Source organism: Sphingopyxis soli (assembly GCF_018682675.1).
Classification (GTDB): domain Bacteria; phylum Pseudomonadota; class Alphaproteobacteria; order Sphingomonadales; family Sphingomonadaceae; genus Sphingopyxis; species Sphingopyxis soli.
The window spans coordinates 60,393-80,898 of the sequence record NZ_JAFMTR010000051.1; the positions used below are offsets into that span (position 1 = coordinate 60,393).

The window sequence follows — 20,506 nt, forward strand, 5'->3', positions numbered from 1 at the left end:
TCTATGACCCTTTCGTTAAAGCTCGCACCGGACGATCATAGTGAGCAGGTGTTCAAGCAGATTTTGGGTAGCTGCCAGCAGTTTGTCGAGCAGCTCGGCGCGTTGAGAAACAAATTGAGTGATGCGCATGGCGGGCGTCGCAAGACTAAGCCGGCATCTCGCCGTGCGGAACTCGCAGTCAATCTCGCAGGCTCAATGGCGACGTTTCTCGTCTCTACATGGGAAGTTCGAACGGCAGGTGAGGCTCAGGTGGGCTCAGAATCCATCCAATGATGATATGTCGAGCGTCAGCTTTGGGAGCAAGTTCGATTTCTGCGCAAACGACCGACATCAGGCGCAAAGTTGCCGTGCCCGAACATTAGAAATTCCGGGCAATCCGCGAGCATGTTTGGCAACAGTCGGCGCGTTTGAAGGCATTTCCAACGAAGGCAGGGGACGGTCTTCGAAGACCTTCAGAATGCTTCTAAAGTATTGAAATCATGGACCAGCGCTTCCTTGGATTCGGGCCACGGCCCTTCAATTTCAGCGCGTAACAGAATTGTTTCACGAACGAGGTGCTTACGCGGCAAAATACCGGCGCGCGAACCCACCTCCGGAACCCAGCCAAGCAACTGAAATATAAGAAGAAATGGCGCACCCGAAGGGATTCGAACCCCTGGCCTCTGCCTTCGGAGGGCAGCGCTCTATCCAGCTGAGCTACGGGTGCCGGTAGAGCGCGGCCTCTAGCAAGCAAGGGCGCCGCCAGCAATGGCCTATCGACCGCGGCGACCGGATATGCGAAGCGAACGGCAATTTTGGGGGAGAGCCTATGCGCGCATCCGAGCAGAGCTGGCCGATGGCCGCCGACCTTTACGGCGAAATGCAGCTCGAGGCAGCGCCGCCCGCGAAGCGTCGGCTGCGCGACTATCTGCCCGGCGCCTTCGTCACCGCCATCGCCGCACTCGCCGCCGCGTGGCTCGCCGACCATTATGCCGCGCCGCTGGTGCTGATGGGGCTGCTGATCGGGCTCGCGATGAGTTTCCTGTCGCAGGACAAGCGCAGCCACGCCGGGCTGGACCTGATGTCGCAGACCGCGCTGCGCATCGGCATCGTCCTCGTCGGCGCGCGGATCACCGCCGGCCAGCTCGCCGAACTGGGGCCGCTGCCCTTTGCGCTGCTCGTGCTCATCATGCTCGCGGTGATCATCGCGACGGTGGCGAGCGCGCGCCTGTTCGGGCAGGACCGGCATTCGGCGCTGCTCGCGGGGGGTGCGACCGCAATTTGCGGCGCGTCGGCGGCGCTCGCGCTCTATTCGCTGATCGGCGACAAGCGCGTCGATCAGGCGCGTTTCACCCTGACCCTCGTCGGCATCACGGTCGCGAGCGCGCTCGCGATGACGCTTTACCCGATACTCGCGGCCGAACTCGGCCTGTCGGACCAGCAGGCGGGCTTCCTGATCGGCGCGTCGATTCATGACGTCGCGCAGGCCATCGGCGGCGGCTTCTCCTTTTCCGCTCCGGCGGGCGAGGTCGCGACGATCGTCAAACTGACGCGCGTCGCGCTGCTCGCGCCGATGCTGATGCTCGTCGGGCTGTGGCTGGCGCGAAGCGGCGAGGCCGATGCCAGAACGCGCATTCCGCTGCGCCTGCCATGGTTCATTCTCGGCTTCCTCGCGGTCGCCGCGATCAATTCGCTCGTCGCGATCCCGAAGCCCGTGCAGAGCGCCGCGAACACCGCCGCACAGGCGCTGCTGCTGCTCGCGATCGTCGCGACCGCGATGAAGGCGCGGCTGCATCTGCTGCTCGACCAGGGATGGCGCAGCTTCGCGCCGATCGTCGTCGCAACCTTGACCAGCTTCCTGCTTTCGCTGGCCGCCGCGATCAGCCTGTGACGCCGTGACGTCACCGTAATATTCTGGGATATCAGCCTTTCGGTAGCGCCCAGCTCACCGTCAGCTGCGTGGCGCGGCGCGGTATATCGAGCTTCGCCTCGCTGAAATTGACCTTCTCGTTCGGCGGCAGCATCCGCACCGGCGGCTTGATCGTCCAGCTATAGACGATCGTCCCCTGCGCATCGCGCAGTTCGGCGAGGATCGGCGGCACGCGCTGCTCGCGGTCGGTCGGGTTGATGATCACCCCCGACGCGGCGAAATAGATGGTGCCGTCGGCAAGCTCGCGATGATCCTGATTGGGCGGCAGTTCGATCACCAGATCGGGCTCATCGGTCATCCCGGGAATCCCGAGGCCCTGCGCCCAGCCGGGCAGCCCGAACCAGTAGAGCGCGCCGGTCGCGCCAAGCATCAGCAGCGCCGCGCTCGCCGCGATCAAGGTCCAGCGCCGCGCCGGATTGCGACGCGGGCGGCGGAAGGGCAACGGCGCATCTTCCACCGGCGGCTGGATCACCGGCGTTTCGGGCGCGGCAAAGGCTTCGGGCGGCGGCGGCGGGGCAGCCGCGACGGGCTCTTCGACGAAAACCGGTCGTTCGGGCACCGTTTCGGGCGGCGGAGCGGCAGGCGCCGGATCGGGTTCGCGCACGACGGGGGCAGGTCCGGCCGCAGCCGGTTCGGCGGCCGGCGACGGGGTCGGCGGGGCCGACGGGGCCGCGGCGGCAGGCGCCGCGGGCTCCTGGAACCAGCTATGCCGGCAATTCGCGCAGCGTACCGTCCGTCCGGTGGGTCCGATCGCCGTGTCGGGGACGACATAGCGCGTATGGCAGGACGGGCAGGCAAGGATCATGGCTCCCCTCTAAACATGCCGATTCGCGCGTGGCAAGCTCTGCGTTACGCTTCCCGCTTTACCTCTGTGGACAGGCATGTAACAGCCGGGCGCATGAGCGTCGGGGCTGCCATCATCCACGGTTCGTCGGGCGCGCCCGCGCGCGCCATGGAGGCGTCATGACGTCGGCGCCCAGGTCCGGCGGCGCGATGGTCGAATTCAGCGGCGTCGGGCTGCGCTATGGTCCCGATGCCGAAATATTGTCCGACGTCAGCTTCAACCTTCAACCCGGCAGCTTCTATTTTCTCACCGGCGCGTCGGGCGCCGGCAAGACCTCGCTGCTCAAGATGCTCTATCTTGCGCAGCGGCCGAGCCGCGGGATCGTGCGGCTGTTCGGCGAGGATCTGGTGTCGATGCCACGCCATCGCCTGCCGGGCTTTCGCCGCCGCATCGGGGTCGTCTTCCAGGATTTCCGGCTGATCCCGCATTTGAGCGCGCGCGACAATATCGCCCTCCCGCTGCGCATCGCGGGGGTGAGCGAGGAGGATCTGTCGGGCCCGGTCGGCGAGATGCTGGGCTGGATCGGGCTCGCCGAGCGCGCCGACGCCTTTCCCCCGACGCTGTCGGGCGGCGAGCAGCAGCGGGTCGCGATCGCGCGCGCGGTGATCGCGCGGCCGCAGCTTCTCGTCGCCGACGAACCGACGGGTAACGTCGATCCCGAGATGGCGACGCGCCTCCTGGGACTGTTCGAGGCATTGAACCGCCTCGGCACCACGGTCGTCGTCGCGACCCACGACATCCACCTGATCAGCCGCATCGAGAATGCGCAGATGATGCGGCTCGAAAAGGGGCGCCTGTCCGATCCCACCGGCGCGCTGCGCTATCCGCCGAACCGATCGTGAAGCAGGGCCGGAACCTCGCATGATCATCCCGCGCGTCCCCGTCCAGCACCGCCGTCTGCTCCCCGACCGCCGCCTGTCGGGGCCGACGCCGTGGGTCATCGCGATCCTGATGCTGCTGACGTTGCTCGCCGCGGCGGCCGGCGTCGGCCTCGCGCGCTCGGCGAATGCGATCGGCGATGCGATCGCGGGGCGCGTGACGGTGCAGATCGTCACCGCCAACCCCGTCACCCGCGCCGAACAGGCGGTCGCCCTGCGCCGCGCCGCCGCCGCGCAGCCCTTCGTCCGCTCGGCGCGCGCGGTCGAGCAGGAGGAATTGAGGGCGACGCTCGGCCAATGGTTCGGCGGCGAAGACGGTAGCGAAGGGGGCGACGACCCGGTGCTGCAATCGCTGCCGCTCCCCGCGCTGATCGACATCGACTTCGTCGGCGAGGACCGCGCGCGCCACATGGGCCAGCTCCGTGCGCTGGTCGCGCGCGAGGCGCCGGGTGCGCGGATCATCCCCCACGCCGAATGGCTCGGCCCGGTCGCGCGGCTGATCCGGTCGCTCGCCTGGGTCGCGGGCGGCCTCGTCGTCCTGATGACGCTCGCGAGCGGCGCCGTGGTGATCATGACGGCGCGCGCCGCGCTCGGCACCCATTATGCGACGATCGAGATGCTCCACATGATCGGCGCCACCGACCAGCAGATCACGCGGCTGTTCCAGCGGCGGATCGCGATCGACACGGCTTATGGCATCGCGCTCGGCACCGTCGTCGCGGCGCTGATCCTGCTGCTGATCGGCTGGCAGTGGTCGGGGGTGACATCGGGGCTCGCCGCGACCGCGTCGCTCGGCCCCGCTGGCTGGGCGCTCTTGCTGGCGCTGCCGCTATTGGCTATCGCGCTTGCAGCGTTGACCGCGCGGCTGACCCTGCTTGCCGCGCTCCAGAAGATATTATGATCAAGCGCCTGATTTCGCTCCTCTTCCTGGCCTGGGTGCTCGGCTTCGCCTGGTTTGCGCTGCTGCTGCCGCAGCCCGGGCCCGCCGAAAAGACCGACGCGATCGTCGTCCTGACCGGCGGACCCGGCCGGATCGACCGCGCGCTCGAACGGCTCGAGGCAGGCGATGCCAAACGGTTGCTGATCAGCGGCGTCGCGCGCGAGGTGAAGCCCCGCGAACTCGCCGCCGAATATAAGCGCCCCGAAAAGCTCTTCGACTGCTGCATCGCGCTGGGGTTCGAGGCCGAGGATACGCGCTCGAACGCGACCGAAGTCGCAAGCTGGGCGCAGCGGCGCAATTACAGGAGCATCCGCCTGATCACCACCGACTGGCACATGCGCCGCGCCGAATATGAGATCGGCCGTGCGGTCGGCGACAAGGTTCGGATCGTCCCCGACGCGGTGCGCAGCCAGCCGAACTTCGCGACCCTGTTCCGCGAATATCATAAATATCTCGCCGGGCTGGCGGGCGGGCTCCTCGGCCTCTAGAAGCCGCGCCGATGCGCTACACCATCGCCCTTCTCCGCTCGATCCTCTTCTGGCTGCTGTTCGTGATCATGAGCAGCATCTCGTCGATCGGCGCCGTCGTCTCGCTGCCGGTCTCGCACCATGCGACGATCTGGTTCGTGCGCATCTGGGCGCAGTTCCACCGGCTGATCTGCCGCTTCGTGCTCGGGCAGAGGATCGTCATCGAGGGCGACATGCCCGATATCCCGGTCCTCTACGTCTTCAAGCACGAGGGCGCGTTCGAGACGATCGAACAGCCGATGCTGTTCAGATATCCGGCAGTATTCGCGAAGGAAGAATTATTCTCGATTCCCGTATGGGGGCAGGCGGCGCGCTTCTATGGCCTGATCCCGGTCGACCGCGACGGCGGCGGCAAGGCGATGCGCGCGATGCTGAACGCCGCCAAGGCCGCGCTGGCGAAGGGTCGTCCGCTGGTGCTGTTCGCCGAGGGAACGCGCGTGCCGCACGGCTCGGCACCGCCGCTCCGCTCGGGCTTCGCGGGTGTTTACCGGATGCTCGGCGTGCCCGTGATTCCGGTCGCGGTGAACAGCGGCCTCGCCTATCCGCCGCGCCGCTGGGTCAAATGGCCGGGCACGATCACCTACCGGATCGGCGAGACGATCCCCGCCGGCCTGCCGCGCGAAGAGGCCGAGGAGCGGGTCTGGCGCGCGATTAACGCGCTGAACCCGCCTGAGGCGTTGCTGGCGGGCGAAGCATCGGCTTGAAATCACTCCGATTCCCCGAGTGAAGCCGAGGGGCACGTTCGAGCGAAGCGAGAACCCGCGGCGCTTCGCTCGGGGAGACGCCCTTTTTGCGCCCTTAGTGCCGCCGACCGAAATCGGGCGCGGCATCATCCTGCCCTTGCTCGATGATCGAGCGCCGGATCGCGCGGGTGCGCGTGAACCAGTCCTCGAGCTTTGCTCCGTCGCCGCGGCGGATCGCCTGCTGGAGCGCGGTCAGATCCTCGTTGAAGCGCTGCAGCGTTTCGAGCACCGCGTCCTTGTTCGCGAGGAACACGTCGCGCCACATCACCGGGTCGCTCGCCGCGATGCGCGTGAAGTCGCGGAAGCCGCCCGCCGAATATTTGATGACCTCGCTCTCGGTCACTTCCTCCAGCTCGCTCGCGGTGCCGACGATCGTATAGGCGATGAGGTGCGGCAGGTGGCTGGTCACCGCGAGCACCATATCGTGATGCGCCGCATCCATCGTGTCGACCTTGGCGCCGAGCGCTTCCCAGAAGCCCGACAGTGCCGCCACGGCGTCGGCGGGCGCGCTCGCGCCCGGCGTCACGATGCACCAGCGTCCCTCGAACAGGGTCGCGAAGCCCGCGGCGGGTCCGCTGTTCTCGGTCCCCGCAACCGGATGCGCGGGAATGACGACATGGTCGGGGAGCGCCTTCGCCAGCGCATCGGCGACCCCCGCCTTCGACGAGCCGACATCGGAAATGATCGCATCGGGCTTCAGGCCGGGCGCGATCGCGGCGGCCGCATCGGCCATCCGCCCTACCGGCACCGCGAGAATGACGAGGTCGGAGCCCAGGACGGACGCGGCGGGATCGTCGGCGATCGTATCGCACAGCCCGAGCGTCCGCGCCTCTTCGCGCACATCGGCGCTGGCGTCATGGCCGGTCACCGTCACCTGCGGCAGCCGCGCCTTCGCGGCGCGCGCGATCGACGAGCCGATCAGCCCCAGCCCGACGACCGTGACCCGCTCGATCGCCATCAGCCGGCGAGCGCCGCGCGGACCGCCGCCGCCAGCCCGCGCGTTTCCGCCTCGGTACCGATCGTCATGCGCAGCGCCTGCGGAATCCCCTGCCCCGGCAGCCAGCGGACGATATAGCCCGCGTCCATCAGCCGGTTATAGACCGTCTCGGCGCTGACCTCGCCCTCGAACAGCACGAGGAGGAAGTTGGTCGCCGACGGCACGACGCGGACGCCATGGTTGCCGAGGCTTTCGAGCTCCTGCGCCAGCCAGGCGCGCCATCTGGCATTATGGTCGCGGCTGTTTGCGACGAAATCCTCGTCGCCGAGCGCGGCAATCGCCGCCGCCTGCCCCGCGCGCGTGACGTTGAACGGCAGGCGGATACGGTGCAGCGCCGAAATCACCTCGGCGGCGGCATAGCCCCAGCCGATGCGTTCGGCGGCAAGGCCGTGGATCTTCGAGAAGGTGCGCGTGACGAAGACATTCGGCTGCGTCTTCGCTAGGTCGAGCCCGCCGTCGTCCTCGGCCTCCGAAAGATACTCGCTATACGCCTGGTCGATCACGAACAGGACATTCTTCGGCAGTCCCGCATAGAGGCGTTGCACCTCCTCCCGGGTTGCGAGCGTGCCCGTGGGATTGTTCGGATTGGCGAGATAGACGACGCGGGTCTTGTCGGTCACCGCCGCGAGCAGCGCATCGACGTCGGTCGCATAGTCGCGGTCGTCGGCCTCGACCGGCGTGGCGCCGACGCGGCGCGCCGCGATTTCATAGACCGCGAAGCCATAGCGCACATAGAGAATCTCGTCGCCTGGGCCCGCATAAGTACCGGCGGCGAGGTGCAGCAGCTCGTCCGAGCCGTTGCCGCAGATGACCCGCGCCGGGTCGAGCCCGAACTTCGCCGCAATCGTCGCGCGCAGCTCGTTCGCGCCGGGGTCGGGGTAACGCGACAGCGCGTCGGCCGCGGCCTGCGACGCCGCGAACGCCGCGCGCGCCTTGTCCCCGGTACCGAGCGGATTTTCGTTCGCGCTGAGCTTGATCAGCGGGCGGCCGTCGGCGCCGGCCGACTTGCCGGGCACATAGGGGGCGATGCCGCTGATCCACGGCTTGGGCGTGAGGGTCGGGGTCGCGTCGGTCATGCCGCGCCGTTTAGCGGCTGTGCGCCCCAAGTCCAGCACGTTGACAGCCTGTCCGCGCCCGCTTAGCCCCGCGCGCACGATGGCAAGCCTGCTTCACCAGATCCAGCATCAGAGCGTGACGATTCCCGCAGCCCTGCCGCTCGACAGCGGCCAGTCGCTGCCGTCGGTGACGATCGCCTGGCAAAGCTATGGCGCGCTCGACCCAGACAGGTCGAATGCGGTGCTGATCTGCCACGCGCTCACCGGCGACCAATATGTCGCGAGCGACCATCCCGCGACGGGCAAGCCCGGCTGGTGGGCGCGCATGGTCGGGCCCGGCAAGCCCATCGACACCGATCGCTTCCACGTCATCTGCGCCAACGTCCTCGGCAGCTGCATGGGGTCGAGCGGCCCCGCGACCCCCGACGCCGCGACCGGTGCGCCGCTGGGCATGGCCTTCCCCGTCATCACCATCGCCGACATGGTGCGCGCGCAGGCGATGCTGCTCGACCATCTGGGGATCGAGCGGCTTCATGCCGTCATCGGCGGATCGATGGGCGGGATGCAGACGCTGGCATGGGCGGCCTCCTATCCCGAACGGCTGCGCTCGGCGATCGTGATCGCCAGTGCAGCGCGCCATTCGGCGCAGAATATCGCGTTCCACGAGGTCGGACGGCAGGCGATCATGGCCGATCCCGACTGGCAGGGCGGCCAATATTACGGCAGCGCGCGGGCGCCCACAAAAGGCCTCGCGGTCGCGCGCATGGCGGCGCACATCACCTATCTGTCCGAGGAAGGGTTGACCGAGAAGTTCGGCCGCCGGCTGCAGGCGCGCGACATCAAGAGTTTCGGCTTCGACGCCGATTTCCAGATCGAATCCTATTTGCGCCACCAGGGGCTGGCCTTCACCGACCGCTTCGACGCCAACGCCTATCTCTATATCACCCGCGCGATGGACTATTTCGACCTCGCCGAACCGCACGACGGGCGCCTCGCGGGTGCCCTCGCTAACGCCAAGGATGTGCGTTTCACGCTGGTGAGCTTCGACACCGACTGGCTCTATCCGACCGCCGAATCGCGGCGCATCGTCCAGGCGCTGCATTCGGTGGGCGCGGCGGCGAGCTTCGTCGAGCTGTCGGCGCCCTTCGGTCACGACAGCTTCCTGCTCGATGTCCCCGCGCTCGACCGGATCGTGGCGGGCGCGCTCGGAGCCGGCTGGTGAGTGCGCTTCGCCCCGATCTGCGCATCATCGCCGATGCAATTCCGGCAGGCGTGCGCGCGCTCGACATCGGCTGCGGCGACGGCGCGTTGATGGCCGAGCTGCGCGCCGGAAAGCAGATCGACGCGCGCGGGCTCGAAATCGACGCCGCGGCGATCGAGGCAGCGATGGCGCAAGGGCTATCGGTGGTGCAGGGCGACGCAAACCGCGACCTCGCCGATTATCCCGACGATGCGTTCGACTATGCCATCCTGTCGCAGACGCTGCAGACGACCGAACGCCCCGACCGCGTCGTCGGCGAACTGCTCCGCATCGCGCCGCGCGCCTTTGTCAGCTTCCCCAATTTCGCGCACTGGCGCGTCCGCCTGTCGCTGCTGTGGACGGGGCGTATGCCGGTGACGCGGCTGCTGCCCGTCGCCTGGTACGAGACGCCGAACATCCACCATGTGACCGTCCGCGACTTTCGCGAGCTGCTGCGCGAAAAGGGCATCCGGGTCGAGGGCGCCTGGTATCTGTCGGGCGACAAACCGACGAGCGCCGCCGCCGCGAGCTGGCGCGCCGAACATGCCATCTTCCTGATCGCGCGCGGTTAAAATCCTCGCTGCGCAGAGCGGTGGGGAGGATCAATCCCGCTTCTTCAGTCCGTTCGCAAGCATGTCGTTGGCGATCCGCGCCACATCGGCGATGTCGGCGTCGGCATCCCACAATCCGTAGCGCATCCCGAGGAACACGTTCATCCCCGCGATCGCCCAGGCATGGACCTCGCTGGCGTCGGCGCGGATCTCGCCGCGCGCCGCGCCGGCTTCCAGTCGCTGGCGCATGCGCTCGACCGTCGTTTCATAGTGGCGGCGATAGCTTGCATAATCGACGAACTCCGCCTCGTCGATGATGCGATAGATTTCCTTGTGCTCGCGCACGAAGCCCAGGAAGGATTCAAGGCCGATGCGCTCGGCGCTGATCTCGTCGGACGCCGCCTGCACGCGCGGCGTGACATGGTCGCGCAGCTGCTCGCTCATATAGCGGACGAGCGCCTGGAAGATTTCGTCCTTCGAATCGAAATAGGTGTAGAAACTGCCGAGCGCGGTGCCGGCGCGGCGCGTGATGCCGCTGATCGACGCATCGTGAAATCCGCGCTCGCCAAACTCGGTCGCCGCGGCGTCGAGCAGCTTTCGCAAGGTCCGCCGCCCGCGCTCGGTGCGCGGCGTCTTGTCGGGATTCCCCGTTTCTTCCGCCCGTAGCGGCGCCGATGCGCGCGGCTGATCCATCGCCTTGCCTTCCCGTCCCCTGTCCGCCTGCCCCTCCTCGGGTTGCCGCCAGCGTGACCTTTTCGCATCACCGGCAGGCAAAACATAGCGGTTTCACATTCCAAGTTGAAACTTGGTTCATGTTTCATTATTGGGTGGCGCGCGGCTTGGCAAGACCGGGCCCAAGAAAAGAGGAGGGACGGCGAGGGGTCGTCCGCCACATGGGAGATTTTTCATGCGTCCTTTCGCCCGTTCGCTACGCCGCGCCATCTATGCGACGAGCGCGCTTTCGATCCTCGCCTTCACGCCCGCCGCCTTCGCCCAGGATGAAGGCGCAAGTGCCGACGCCGGCGACGAGGAGATCATCGTCACCGCACGCCGCCGCGACGAACGGCTGCTCGACGTGCCGATCGCGGTGTCGGCCTTTTCGGGCGAGGCGCTCGAGGCGCGCGGCGCGCTCGACATCACCGACATTTCGAACATCACCCCGAACACGACGATCGAGACGTCGCGCGGCACCAACTCGACGCTCAGCGCTTTCATCCGCGGCGTCGGCCAGCAGGATCCGGTGCCGGGGTTCGAGGCCGGGGTAGGGCTTTATCTCGACGACGTCTATCTGAACCGCCCGCAGGCTGCGGTGCTCGACATCTACGATGTCGAGCGGATCGAGGTGCTGCGCGGACCGCAGGGCACGCTCTACGGCCGCAACACCATCGGCGGCGCGATCAAATATGTCACCAAGCCGCTGCCGCAGGATTTCAGCCTCAAGCTGCGCGCGACCTATGGCACCTATGACCAGGCCGAAGGCGTGCTGACGGTCAGCGCGCCGATCGGCGACCTGCTGCGCGTCGGCGGTTCGGTGGCCCGGCTGTCGCGCGGCGGGTTCGGCGACAATCTCAACATTCCGGGCGTCGAAAACTACAACAAGGACGTGTGGGCCGGTCGCGGCACCGTCGAATTCGGCGGCTATGGCGCGCCGGTGCTGATCCGCCTGTCGGGCGACTATACCCGGGACAAGTCGGACCCGCGCAACGGCCACCGCCTGATTCCGGGCCTCCTCTCGGGCGCGCCGGTACTCGACGACGTCTATGACACCCGCGCCGGCCTCAACGCGCCCAAGCAGGATGTCGAGGCGTGGGGGTTCGCGATGAACGTCACCGCCGAACTCAGCGACGCGCTGACGCTGCGGTCGATCAGCGCGTGGCGCAAGGACAGGAGCTTCACCCCGATCGATTTCGATTCGCTGCCCGCGGTCGACGTCGACGTGCCGGCGATCTACCGCAACGAGCAGCTGAGCCAGGAATTCCAGCTCCTCTATGACAGCGACCGGCTGCACGGCCTCGTCGGCTTCTATTATCTCGATGCCAAGGCCTATACGAAGTTCGACGTGTTGCTCGCCACCACCGGCGCGCTGCTGAACCTGCCTGGCTTCGGCCAGAAGACGATCGGCGACGTGCGCACGGACACCTGGTCGGTGTTCGGCGATTTCACCTTCGACGTCACCGACCGGCTGCACCTGTCGGCAGGCGGTCGCTACACCGTCGACAATCGCAAGAGCTTCATCTTCAAGCAGAACCAGATCCTCGGCGCCGACCCCGACTTCGGCGGCACCGGCGTGCTGATCGGCGCCCCGATCACCAATTTCAACGGCAAGGCGCGATTCAAGAAATTCACCCCGCGCGCGTCGATCTCCTACGACGTCCATGACGACCTGATGGTCTATGCCTCCTATTCGAAGGGCTTCAAGGGCGGCGGCTTCGATCCGCGCGGCAGCGCGAACGTCCGCGCGATCGACGTCAACAACGACGGCGTCTTCGCCTATGACGAGATCTACAACTTCTTCAAGTTCGAGCCCGAAGAGGTCGACAGCTACGAAGTCGGGATCAAGGGCGCCGCGCTCGACGGCGACCTCAATTTCGCGCTGACCGGCTTCTACGCCGACTACAAGAATGTCCAGATTCCGGGCTCGGTCGGGGTCGACGCGAACAACGACGGCATTTTCGAAAGCTTCTCGGGCGTCACCACCAACGCCGCCTCGGCGACCTTCAAGGGGATCGAGCTCGAAACCTCGGCGCGCTTCGCGCAGGATTTCGCGGGCGCCGGTTCGCGGATGAGCTTCGCGGGCACGCTTGGCTATATCGACGCGCAATATGACGAGTTCATCGGCGCGCTCGGCACCGACGTGTCCGACATCACCGACATCCAGAACACTCCGACCTGGACCGCATCGGGGACGCTCGGCGCGCTGGTGCCGGTGGGCGACGGCGACCTCAATTTCTCGACCACCGTCTCCTACCGCAGCAAGACGCAGCAGTTCGAGTACCGCAGCCCCTATCTCGACCAGAAGGGCTATGCGCTATGGGATGCCAGCCTTGTCTATAATTTCGGCGGCGATCGCTATTCGATCGGCGTCTATGGCAAGAATATCCTCGACAAGCAGTACAAGACCTCGGGCTATCAGTTCCTCGCTACCAATCCGGCGACCGGCCAGCCGATCATCGGCGGCAACGGCCTGCCGACCCCGTCGCTCGGTCGCGAGGGCGTCGCGACGGTCTTCTACGGCAACCCGCGTCAGGTGTTCGTTACCGGGACGGTCAAATTCTGACCCCGGAAGCCTGACCGGCGAACGATAAAGGGGGAAAGGGGCGCCCTTCGGGGCGCCCCTTTTCTTTGGATACGGGGCGGCCGCCTTGGGGTCCGAAGCGGCTATTCATCCCGGATCGGCAGCGAAAGTCCGGAACGGGGTGGGAAGCGGACGTTGGATTTGCACGCGGATATCCCCTCCCGCAAGCGGGAGGGGCAGCGAGGCTTGCGAGCTTGCTCGCCAGCCGCAGCGGGGTAGGCATCGGCAAGGTTGCTGGCCCACCCTCAAACCCCTCCCGCCTGCGGGAGGGGAGCCCAACGCCCGCTTCCGGTCGAAAGCGGCCGTCAGTCGCCCAGCTTCGGCGCCCCCGTCGGCGCAACCATCCGCTCGCCGTCGATAACGATCGGGCTCGCAACGCCATCAATCGACGCGCCTTCGGGCCGGAAGCGCATTCCGCGCGCGACGACCTGCGGATCGGCGAACACTCCGGCGAGGTCATTGATCGGACCCGCGGGCACGCCCTCGGCCTCGAGCGCGAGCGACAGCGGCTGCGCATTCCACGTCGCGATCTTCGCCGCAAGCAGCGGGATCAGCTCGGCCCGGTTCGCCAGCCGCGCGGCATTGTTCGCGAAACGCGCATCGTCGGCCCATTGCGGCTCGCCCAGGATCGCGCAAAGCTTGCGATACTGGCTGTCGTTGCCGACCGCGACGACGAGCTGGCCGTCGGCGGTGGCAAACGCCTGATAGGGCACGACATTCGCGTGGCCATTGCCCATCCGCTTTGGCGACACCCCGCTCGCCAGATAATTGGCCGCCTGATTGGCGAGCACCGCAACCTGACTGTCGAGCAGCGCCATGTCGATATGCGCGCCCGCAGCTGTGACGTCACGACGTCTGAGCGCCGCGAGGATCGCGACGGTCGCATACATGCCGGTGAAAATGTCGGCATAGGCGATGCCCGCCTTTTGCGGCGCCCCGTCGGGCTCGCCGGTCAGCGACATGAAGCCGCTCATCGCCTGGACGATGAAATCGTAGCCGGCGCGGTGCGCATAGGGCCCGGTCTGGCCGAAGCCGGTGATCGAACAGACGATGAGGCGCGGAAAGTCGGCACGGAGCGTCGCCGGATCGAGCCCATATTTGGCGAGCCCGCCGACCTTGTAATTCTCGATCACGACATCGGCATCGGCGAGCAGCGCGCGCACCTTGGCCTGTCCCGCCGCCGTCGCAATATCGATCGCGACGCTGCGTTTGCCGCGGTTGCAGCTGTGATAATAGGCCGCGCCCAGATTTTGGCCGTCGGCGCCGGTGACGAAGGGCGGACCCCATTCGCGCGTGTCGTCGCCGGCGCCCGGCCGCTCGACCTTGACCACCTCGGCGCCGAGATCGGCGAGCAATTGCCCGCACCACGGCCCCGCAAGCACGCGCGCCAGTTCGACGACGCGCAGGCCTTCCAGCGGCCGCATCAGAAAAAGGCGGGGATGCCGGTGATCGCGCGGCCGAGGATCAGCGCATGGACGTCGTGCGTGCCCTCATAGGTGTTCACCGTCTCGAGGTTCACCGCGTGACGAATGACATGATAGTCCGCCGAAATCCCGTTGCCGCCGTGCATGTCGCGCGCGACCCGCGCGATATCGAGCGCCTTGCCGCAATTGTTCCGCTTCAGAAGGCTGATCGCGTCGGGAACCAGCCGCCCCTCGTCGATCAGGCGGCCGACACGCAGCGCGGTCTGCAGCCCCATCGAAATTTCGGTGAGCATGTTGGCGAGCTTCAGTTGCACGATCTGGTTCGCCGCGAGCGGGCGCCCGAACTGCTTGCGCTCGAGCGTATAATTGCGCGCCGCCTCATAGCAGAATTCGGCCGCGCCCATCGCGCCCCAGCCGATGCCGTAGCGCGCGCGATTGAGACAGCCGAACGGGCCTTTCAGGCCCGAGACGTGCGGCAACAGCGCATCCTCGCCGACCTCGACGCTATCCATCACGATCTCGCCGGTGATCGAGGCGCGCAAAGACACCTTGCCCTCGATCTTCGGCGCCGACAGGCCTTTCATCCCCTTTTCGAGGATGAAGCCGCGGATCGCCCCGTCGTGCGCGTCGGACTTCGCCCAGACCACGAAGACATCGGCGATCGGCGCGTTGGTGATCCACATCTTCGCGCCCTTCAGGCGATAGCCGCCCGCGATCTTCTCGGCGCGGGTACGCATGCTGCCGGGGTCGCTGCCCGCGTCGGGCTCGGTCAGCCCGAAACAGCCGACGAGTTCGCCCGCGGTCAGCCCGGGCAGATACTTCCGCTTCTGCTCCTCGCTGCCATAGGCGTTGATCGGATGGATCACGAGGCTGCTCTGCACCGAACAGGCGGACCGATAGCCCGAATCGATACGTTCGACCTCGCGCGCGATCAGCCCGTAGGAAACATAATTGAGCCCCGCACCGCCATATTCGGGATCGATCGTCGCGCCGAGCAGGCCGAGCTGGCCCATCTCCGACATGATCTCGCGGTCGAAGCGCTCCTCGAGAAACGCCGACGTCACGCGCGGCAGCAACTCGCCCTCGGCATAGGCGCGCGCCGCGCCCTGGATCATCCTTTCCTCTTCGGTCAGCTGGTCGGCGAGCTGGAGCGGATCGAACGGGTCGAGCGCTTCGGTGCGCTGCGGATCGGCGAGGGCCATGGGTCGGGCTTTCTCTTGCGGCGTGCCCGCGGGCGCGCTCAGGGGGTCGTTTCGGCCGGATCGCGGGCCATCGCGACGGCGGCCCCGTCGCGCGGCTCCAATATCGCCGCGGTCTCGATCAGGTCAAGCGCGCGCCGCGCCTCGTGATAGCGGCGCGCGTCGATCAGCCAGTCGCCCGCCTCCGCCGCGCCGGGCATCGCCTCGACCTCGGTAATCGCCTGGTCGACCATGCCGCCGGCCAGATAGCGGCGCGCGCGTTCGAGCCGCTCGGTCGCGCGCGGCGACTGCGTGCCCGCCGGTCGCACGACGAACAATTCGCCGAGCTCGCGGCGCAGGCCGGTCCACAGGCTGCCCTTGTCGCCGCTGCGCCCGACGAGTTCGGGTGCGATCGTGTCGAGTTCGGCGCGCAGCTGCTCGAGCGTCACCGGCTCGCGCGAGGTTTCGATGATCGTCTTGACCGCATTGGGCTGGTCGTCGCCGAAGCGCAGGCGGAGCTGCGCCTCGAGATAGCCCAGCGACAGCCCGCGATCGAGCGCGCGCCGCACCGCGAAGGCGACGAGCAGCCCCTCGGCGCGCGAAGCGTTGCCCGACGCCGATTCGGCCTGCAGGTTGATGCGCGACAGCCTTTGTTCGAGTTCGGCGACCCGCGCCGCGAGCCCGCCGGCCCCGTCGACCACAGGCGCCGTGGCCACCTGCCCCCCGGCCGCGACCTCGGCCTGGCCGATCGCGGCGAGCGCACCGCCCACCGCCGGTTCGTCGCTGACGACGGTCGCCGGGGGCTGCTCGCTCGCCAGCCAGCGATTCATCGCCCAGCCGCCGCCGACCACGCCCAGGACCAGGAGAAGCATCGCACCGATGAACAGCGCGCGGAGCGAAAGTCTTTTCACCGGAGCCACGCCGTCCGAGGACGCCGGCCTGTCGATGCTTTCGATTGTCATGTGTCTCTTTCGAACGACCCTATTGGCGACCCTTGTGGCACAAACGGACCGCCTCTGCCAACATCGCGGCGTCATCGGGGCGCGGCGAAGCCGCCTTTTCGGCCCAGCCATCGCCCGCCGCATCGATGGCAGCGGCGCTGATCGCCAGCAAGGTCAAATGCTTACGCGATGCGCCGGCGAGGTCGGCGGCCCGCGCCGCGATCCGCGCCGAATGGGCAAGGACGACCGCCGGCGCCGCGACCGAATCGCGCCAAAGGGCGGTCGGCTCGACCGGATCGACCGTATAGACGGGCAGCGCCGTCACCGTCAGCCCGGTCGCGAACGCCGAACGGTCGCGCCCGCAAAGCCACAGGATCCGCCGCTTCCCCGATGACGCCATGCCGTCGAGCAGCGCCTGGGCATCGCGCGCGCCGACGGCCGCGACGCCGAACCCCGCATCGCGCGCGGCGGCAGCGGTCGCCTCGCCAACGGCATAAACCGGAAGCACCGCGAGCGCGGCGAGCCCGGACCCGCCCAGCCGCGCCGCCTGCGCGCTCGTCAGCAGCAGCGCGTCATGATCGCGCGCATCGGGCGCCGCCCAGTCGAGCGCCCGCGCCGCAAACAGCGGCACCGGCCGCGCATCGAGCCCCAGCGCCCGCGCCCGCGCCACCGTCGCGGCGCATCCCGGCTCGGGGCGCGTGACGAGCAGCGGCAGGCCGCTGCTCATACCGCGAACAGGCGCCGCACGCTGCCGGGCGCCTCGTCCAGCAGGCGCTGCGCCAGCGCCTCGGCATCGCCGCGACCGGTGACCAGCGCATGGCCCGCGACATGGTCGGCGCCGTCGTCCGAGAAGATTTCGGCATCGAGGCGCAGCGCACCATCGCCCAGCCAGTGCGCGTAAGCCGCGACCGGCGAGCGGCAATCGCCGCCGAGCGCCGCAAGCAGCGCGCGTTCGGCCGCGACCGCGCGATGCGTCGGCGCATGGTCGATCGTCTTGAGCAGGGCGAAGGTCGCGGCGTCATCTGCACGGCACTCGATACCGATCGCGCCCTGCGAGGCGGCAGGCAGCAGCAGGTCGGTCGATTGCGCCTCGCCGATGTCGTGCATTCCCAGCCGGTCGAGCCCCGCCGCCGCGAGCAGGGTCGCATCGACCTCGCCGCCTTCGAGCCGTGCAAGCCGCGTCTGGACATTCCCGCGCAGCAGCGTTGTCGCCAGATCGGGGCGCAGCCGCCTGACCTGCGCCGCGCGGCGCGGGCTGCTCGTCCCCAGCCGCGCGCCGTGCGGCAAATCGGCGATCGTTGACGCGGTGACGCCGCCGCGCACCACCAGCCGGTCGCGCGGATCGGCCCGTTCGAGCATCGCCCCCAAGGCAAAGCGCGCGTCGCGTATCGTCTCGACGTCCTTCAACGAATGAACCGCGATATCGATCGCACCCGCATCGAGCGCGGCGTCGAGTTCGCGCGTCCACAGCGCCTTGCCGCCAACCTCGGCGAGCGCGCGATCCTGGATCCTGTCGCCGGTGGCGGTCATCGCCACGATTTCAAGCGCCTCGAGATCGAGCGCATGCGCTTTCGTCAGGGCCGCCGCCGCCATATTCGCCTGCGCCAGCGCCAGCGGCGAGGCGCGCGTGCCGATGCGCAGCGGACGGGCGGGGGTAGGAAGCGGGATCGAGGCCATGCGCGCCTGCTACGGCTTTGGGGAGGCAAAGGGAAGCGGGCCGATCGAGGGATGGGTCCGGAAAGGTTCACGCGAAGACGCGAAGCGAATGGCATTTGCCGCGAAGCGGCCATTCGATCTCGCCCCAGCGACAGAAATCTCCCTTTTCGAAAATTGGGCCTACGGCTCGGCCTTGCCCCTTCGCGTCTTTGTGTCTTTGCGTCTTCGCGTGAACCAAATCCTCCCCCGCTTGCCCCCGGCCCCTCTGCGCGAGTATGGGCGCGATTCATGCCCCTGATCCTCGGCCTCGAATCAAGCTGCGACGAAACCGCGGCGGCGCTCGTCGACAGCGAGCGGCGCGTGCTTGCGCACCGCGTCGCGGGGCAGGAGGCCGAGCATCGGCCCTATGGCGGCGTCGTCCCCGAAATCGCGGCGCGCGCGCATGTCGACCGGCTCGCGCCGCTCGTCGAGGGGGTCCTCGCCGACGCCGGCGTCACGCTCGCCGACGTCGACGTGATCGCCGCGACCGCCGGGCCGGGGCTGATCGGCGGGGTGATGGTCGGGCTCGTCACTGGCAAGGCGCTCGCGCACGCGGCGAACAAGCCGCTCGTCGCGGTCAACCATCTCGAAGGCCATGCGCTGAGCCCGCGACTCACCGACGCCGCGCTCGAATTCCCCTATCTGCTGCTGCTCGTATCGGGTGGCCATTGCCAGTTGCTGCTCGTCGAAGGCGTCGGCGCCTATCGCCGCCTCGCCACCACGATCGACGACGCCGCGGGCGAAGCCTTCGACAAGACAGCGAAGCTGCTCGGGCTCGGCTATCCCGGCGGCCCTGCCGTCGAACGCGCGGCGCAGGGCGGCGATCCGACGGCGGTGCCGCTGCCGCGCCCGCTCGTCGGCAGCGCCGAGCCCCATTTCTCCTTCGCCGGGCTCAAGAGCGCGGTCGCGCGCGCCGCCGCGTCGGGTGCGCATAGCGTCCCCAACCTCGCCGCCTCCTTCCAGCAGGCGGTCGTCGACTGCCTCGTCGATCGCAGCCGCATCGCGCTCGCGGCCTGCCCCGAAGCGACCGCCTTCGTCGTAGCGGGCGGCGTTGCGGCGAACGGCGTGATTCGCACCGCGCTCACCGAACTCGCAAGCCGCTTCGACAAGCCCTTCGTCGCGCCGCCGCTCTGGCTCTGCACCGACAATGGCGCGATGATCGCCTGGGCGGGCGCCGAGCGCTTCGCCGCGGGGCTCACCGATCCGCTAGATACCGCCGCGCGCCCGCGCTGGCCGCTCGATCCGGAGGCCGAAGCCGTGCGCGGCGCCGGAGTGAAAGCATGACGCGTGAAGGCATGACATCATATTCGAACTTCGGCGTCGTCGGCGGCGGCGCGTGGGGCACCGCGCTCGCACAGATGCTCGCCGCCGACGGCGCGCCGGTGCGCCTGTGGGCACGCGAGGCGGAGGTCGTCGCCGCGATCAACGCCGAGCATCGCAACCCGCTCTTCCTTCCGGGCGCCACGCTCGCGCCCTCGCTCGTCGCGACGGGCGAACTTGCCGGTCTCGCCGCCTGCGACGCGTTGCTCGTCGTCGTCCCCGTGCCCTTTCTGCGCGCGGTTCTGACCGATCTGCCCGCAGGCGATGCGCCGCTCATCTTCTGCAGCAAGGGTATGGAGGCGGAGAGCTTCGCCTTCCCGATCGACATCGCCGAACAGCTTTGCCCCGCAAGGCCGCTCGCCGTGCTTTCGGGCCCGACCTTCGCGCACGAGGTCGCCGCCGGCCTGCCAACCGCAATCACCCTCGCCGCCGCCGACACAGCGACCGCCGAGGCCATCGCCGGGTCGCTCGCGCGTCCGCATTTCCGGCCCTATGTGTCGACCGACCTGATCGGCGCGGAGATCGGCGGGGCGGTCAAGAATATCCTTGCGATCGCGTGCGGGATCGTCGACGGCGCCGGGCTGGGCCTCAACGCACGCGCGGCGCTGATCAGCCGCGGCTTCGCCGAAATGACGCGGTTCGGCCTGTCGCGCGGCGCGCAGGCGGAAACGCTCGCCGGGCTTGCCGGGCTTGGCGATCTCGTCCTCACCTGCACCTCGTCGAATTCGCGCAACTTCGCGCTCGGCCAGGGGCTTGGGCGCGGCGAGGAGGCCGCCCGGCTGATGGCCGACCGCCGCACGGTGGCCGAAGGAGCGTTCAGCGCGCCCGTCGTCGCGGCTGCCGCGCGCGCCGACGGCATCGACATGCCGATCACCGACGCCGTCGCGCGGCTCGTCGCGGGCGAGATTCGGGCGGGCGAAGCGATTCAGGCTCTGCTCAGCCGGCCGCTCCGACCAGAGGGCCGATGAG

20 protein-coding genes and 1 tRNA gene are annotated in these 20,506 nt (G+C 68.2%); 11 read left to right on the forward strand and 10 right to left on the reverse strand.

Annotated elements, in window-relative coordinates:
* Nucleotides 1–3 precede the first annotated feature (3 nt).
* Entirely contained in the window at nt 4–273 is a 270-nt protein-coding gene (locus J1N50_RS07520; protein WP_215352083.1) for an abortive infection family protein, read from the forward strand.
* A gap of 356 nt (nt 274–629) precedes the next feature.
* Here J1N50_RS07520 and J1N50_RS07525 read toward each other — a convergent pair.
* A tRNA-Arg gene (locus J1N50_RS07525) sits at nt 630–706 on the reverse strand.
* Between the two features lie 102 nt (nt 707–808).
* Between J1N50_RS07525 and J1N50_RS07530 the strand changes: the two genes are divergently transcribed.
* Nucleotides 809–1,870 carry a YeiH family protein gene (locus tag J1N50_RS07530; protein WP_215352085.1) on the forward strand — a complete coding sequence of 354 codons (1,062 nt, stop codon included), beginning with the start codon at nt 809–811 and terminating at the stop codon, nt 1,868–1,870.
* Nucleotides 1,871–1,901: 31 nt separating this feature from the next.
* On the opposite strand, the gene J1N50_RS07535 is transcribed toward J1N50_RS07530, so the two are convergent.
* Nucleotides 1,902–2,714 carry a zinc-ribbon domain-containing protein gene (locus J1N50_RS07535; protein WP_215352087.1) on the reverse strand — a complete coding sequence of 271 codons (813 nt, stop codon included), beginning with the start codon at nt 2,712–2,714 and terminating at the stop codon, nt 1,902–1,904.
* A 158-nt stretch (nt 2,715–2,872) separates the two neighbouring features.
* On the opposite strand from J1N50_RS07535, the gene ftsE reads away from it, so the two are divergent.
* The 4 genes from ftsE to J1N50_RS07555 are packed head-to-tail and all read left to right on the forward strand — an operon-like array spanning nt 2,873 to nt 5,802.
* Nucleotides 2,873–3,595 carry a cell division ATP-binding protein FtsE gene (ftsE, locus tag J1N50_RS07540; protein WP_215352093.1) on the forward strand — a complete coding sequence of 241 codons (723 nt, stop codon included), beginning with the start codon at nt 2,873–2,875 and terminating at the stop codon, nt 3,593–3,595.
* 19 nt (nt 3,596–3,614) lie between these two features.
* Complete coding sequence (locus J1N50_RS07545) at nt 3,615–4,532, forward strand: cell division protein FtsX (protein WP_215352095.1); 918 nt, start codon at nt 3,615–3,617, stop codon at nt 4,530–4,532.
* Entirely contained in the window at nt 4,529–5,059 is a 531-nt protein-coding gene (locus J1N50_RS07550) for a YdcF family protein (protein WP_215352097.1), read from the forward strand. Before J1N50_RS07545 ends, J1N50_RS07550 begins: the two co-directional genes overlap by 4 nt.
* An 11-nt stretch (nt 5,060–5,070) precedes the next feature.
* A complete protein-coding gene (locus J1N50_RS07555) occupies nt 5,071–5,802 on the forward strand; it encodes a lysophospholipid acyltransferase family protein (protein ID WP_215352099.1) in 732 nt (243 codons plus the stop codon).
* A 94-nt stretch (nt 5,803–5,896) separates the two neighbouring features.
* Here the strand turns inward: J1N50_RS07555 and J1N50_RS07560 are convergent, their stop codons facing one another.
* The gene (locus tag J1N50_RS07560) at nt 5,897–6,802 is read right to left on the reverse strand and encodes a prephenate/arogenate dehydrogenase family protein (protein WP_215352207.1); all 906 of its coding nucleotides are present in this window, start codon (nt 6,800–6,802) and stop codon (nt 5,897–5,899) included.
* Nucleotides 6,799–7,914, reverse strand: a complete 1,116-nt coding sequence (gene hisC / locus J1N50_RS07565) for a histidinol-phosphate transaminase (protein WP_215352108.1) — start codon at nt 7,912–7,914, stop codon at nt 6,799–6,801. Before hisC ends, J1N50_RS07560 begins: the two co-directional genes overlap by 4 nt.
* A 79-nt stretch (nt 7,915–7,993) precedes the next feature.
* Here hisC and metX point away from each other — a divergent pair, with 79 nt between their 5' ends.
* Nucleotides 7,994–9,115, forward strand: coding sequence for a homoserine O-acetyltransferase MetX (metX, locus tag J1N50_RS07570; protein ID WP_215352110.1), 1,122 nt, complete (start codon nt 7,994–7,996; stop codon nt 9,113–9,115).
* Nucleotides 9,109–9,705 carry a methionine biosynthesis protein MetW gene (metW, locus tag J1N50_RS07575; RefSeq protein WP_215352209.1) on the forward strand — a complete coding sequence of 199 codons (597 nt, stop codon included), beginning with the start codon at nt 9,109–9,111 and terminating at the stop codon, nt 9,703–9,705. Before metX ends, metW begins: the two co-directional genes overlap by 7 nt.
* A 30-nt stretch (nt 9,706–9,735) precedes the next feature.
* Here the strand turns inward: metW and J1N50_RS07580 are convergent, their stop codons facing one another.
* On the reverse strand, nt 9,736–10,377 hold the full coding sequence (locus J1N50_RS07580; protein WP_215352112.1) for a TetR/AcrR family transcriptional regulator: 642 nt from the start codon (nt 10,375–10,377) through the stop codon (nt 9,736–9,738).
* A gap of 214 nt (nt 10,378–10,591) precedes the next feature.
* Between J1N50_RS07580 and J1N50_RS07585 the strand changes: the two genes are divergently transcribed.
* A complete protein-coding gene (locus J1N50_RS07585) occupies nt 10,592–12,961 on the forward strand; it encodes a TonB-dependent receptor (protein ID WP_215352114.1) in 2,370 nt (789 codons plus the stop codon).
* Nucleotides 12,962–13,284: 323 nt separating this feature from the next.
* On the opposite strand, the gene J1N50_RS07590 is transcribed toward J1N50_RS07585, so the two are convergent.
* From J1N50_RS07590 to hemC, 5 genes are read right to left on the reverse strand one after another with little or no spacing between them, the layout of a single operon-like run.
* Nucleotides 13,285–14,403, reverse strand: coding sequence for a CaiB/BaiF CoA transferase family protein (locus J1N50_RS07590; RefSeq protein WP_215352116.1), 1,119 nt, complete (start codon nt 14,401–14,403; stop codon nt 13,285–13,287).
* The gene (locus tag J1N50_RS07595; RefSeq protein WP_215352118.1) at nt 14,403–15,605 is read right to left on the reverse strand and encodes an acyl-CoA dehydrogenase; all 1,203 of its coding nucleotides are present in this window, start codon (nt 15,603–15,605) and stop codon (nt 14,403–14,405) included. Before J1N50_RS07595 ends, J1N50_RS07590 begins: the two co-directional genes overlap by 1 nt.
* 38 nt (nt 15,606–15,643) lie before the next feature.
* Nucleotides 15,644–16,543 carry a mitofilin family membrane protein gene (locus tag J1N50_RS07600; RefSeq protein ID WP_215352120.1) on the reverse strand — a complete coding sequence of 300 codons (900 nt, stop codon included), beginning with the start codon at nt 16,541–16,543 and terminating at the stop codon, nt 15,644–15,646.
* Nucleotides 16,544–16,562: 19 nt separating this feature from the next.
* A complete protein-coding gene (locus J1N50_RS07605) occupies nt 16,563–17,249 on the reverse strand; it encodes a uroporphyrinogen-III synthase (protein WP_215352128.1) in 687 nt (228 codons plus the stop codon).
* On the reverse strand, nt 17,246–18,199 hold the full coding sequence (gene hemC, locus J1N50_RS07610) for a hydroxymethylbilane synthase (protein ID WP_215352144.1): 954 nt from the start codon (nt 18,197–18,199) through the stop codon (nt 17,246–17,248). Before hemC ends, J1N50_RS07605 begins: the two co-directional genes overlap by 4 nt.
* Before the next feature lie 267 nt (nt 18,200–18,466).
* Between hemC and tsaD the strand changes: the two genes are divergently transcribed.
* Both tsaD and J1N50_RS07620 read left to right on the forward strand, forming a co-directional pair.
* On the forward strand, nt 18,467–19,501 hold the full coding sequence (tsaD, locus tag J1N50_RS07615) for a tRNA (adenosine(37)-N6)-threonylcarbamoyltransferase complex transferase subunit TsaD (RefSeq protein WP_215352159.1): 1,035 nt from the start codon (nt 18,467–18,469) through the stop codon (nt 19,499–19,501).
* Nucleotides 19,498–20,505 carry an NAD(P)H-dependent glycerol-3-phosphate dehydrogenase gene (locus tag J1N50_RS07620; protein ID WP_246553224.1) on the forward strand — a complete coding sequence of 336 codons (1,008 nt, stop codon included), beginning with the start codon at nt 19,498–19,500 and terminating at the stop codon, nt 20,503–20,505. Before tsaD ends, J1N50_RS07620 begins: the two co-directional genes overlap by 4 nt.
* Nucleotide 20,506: the final 1 nt, after the last annotated feature.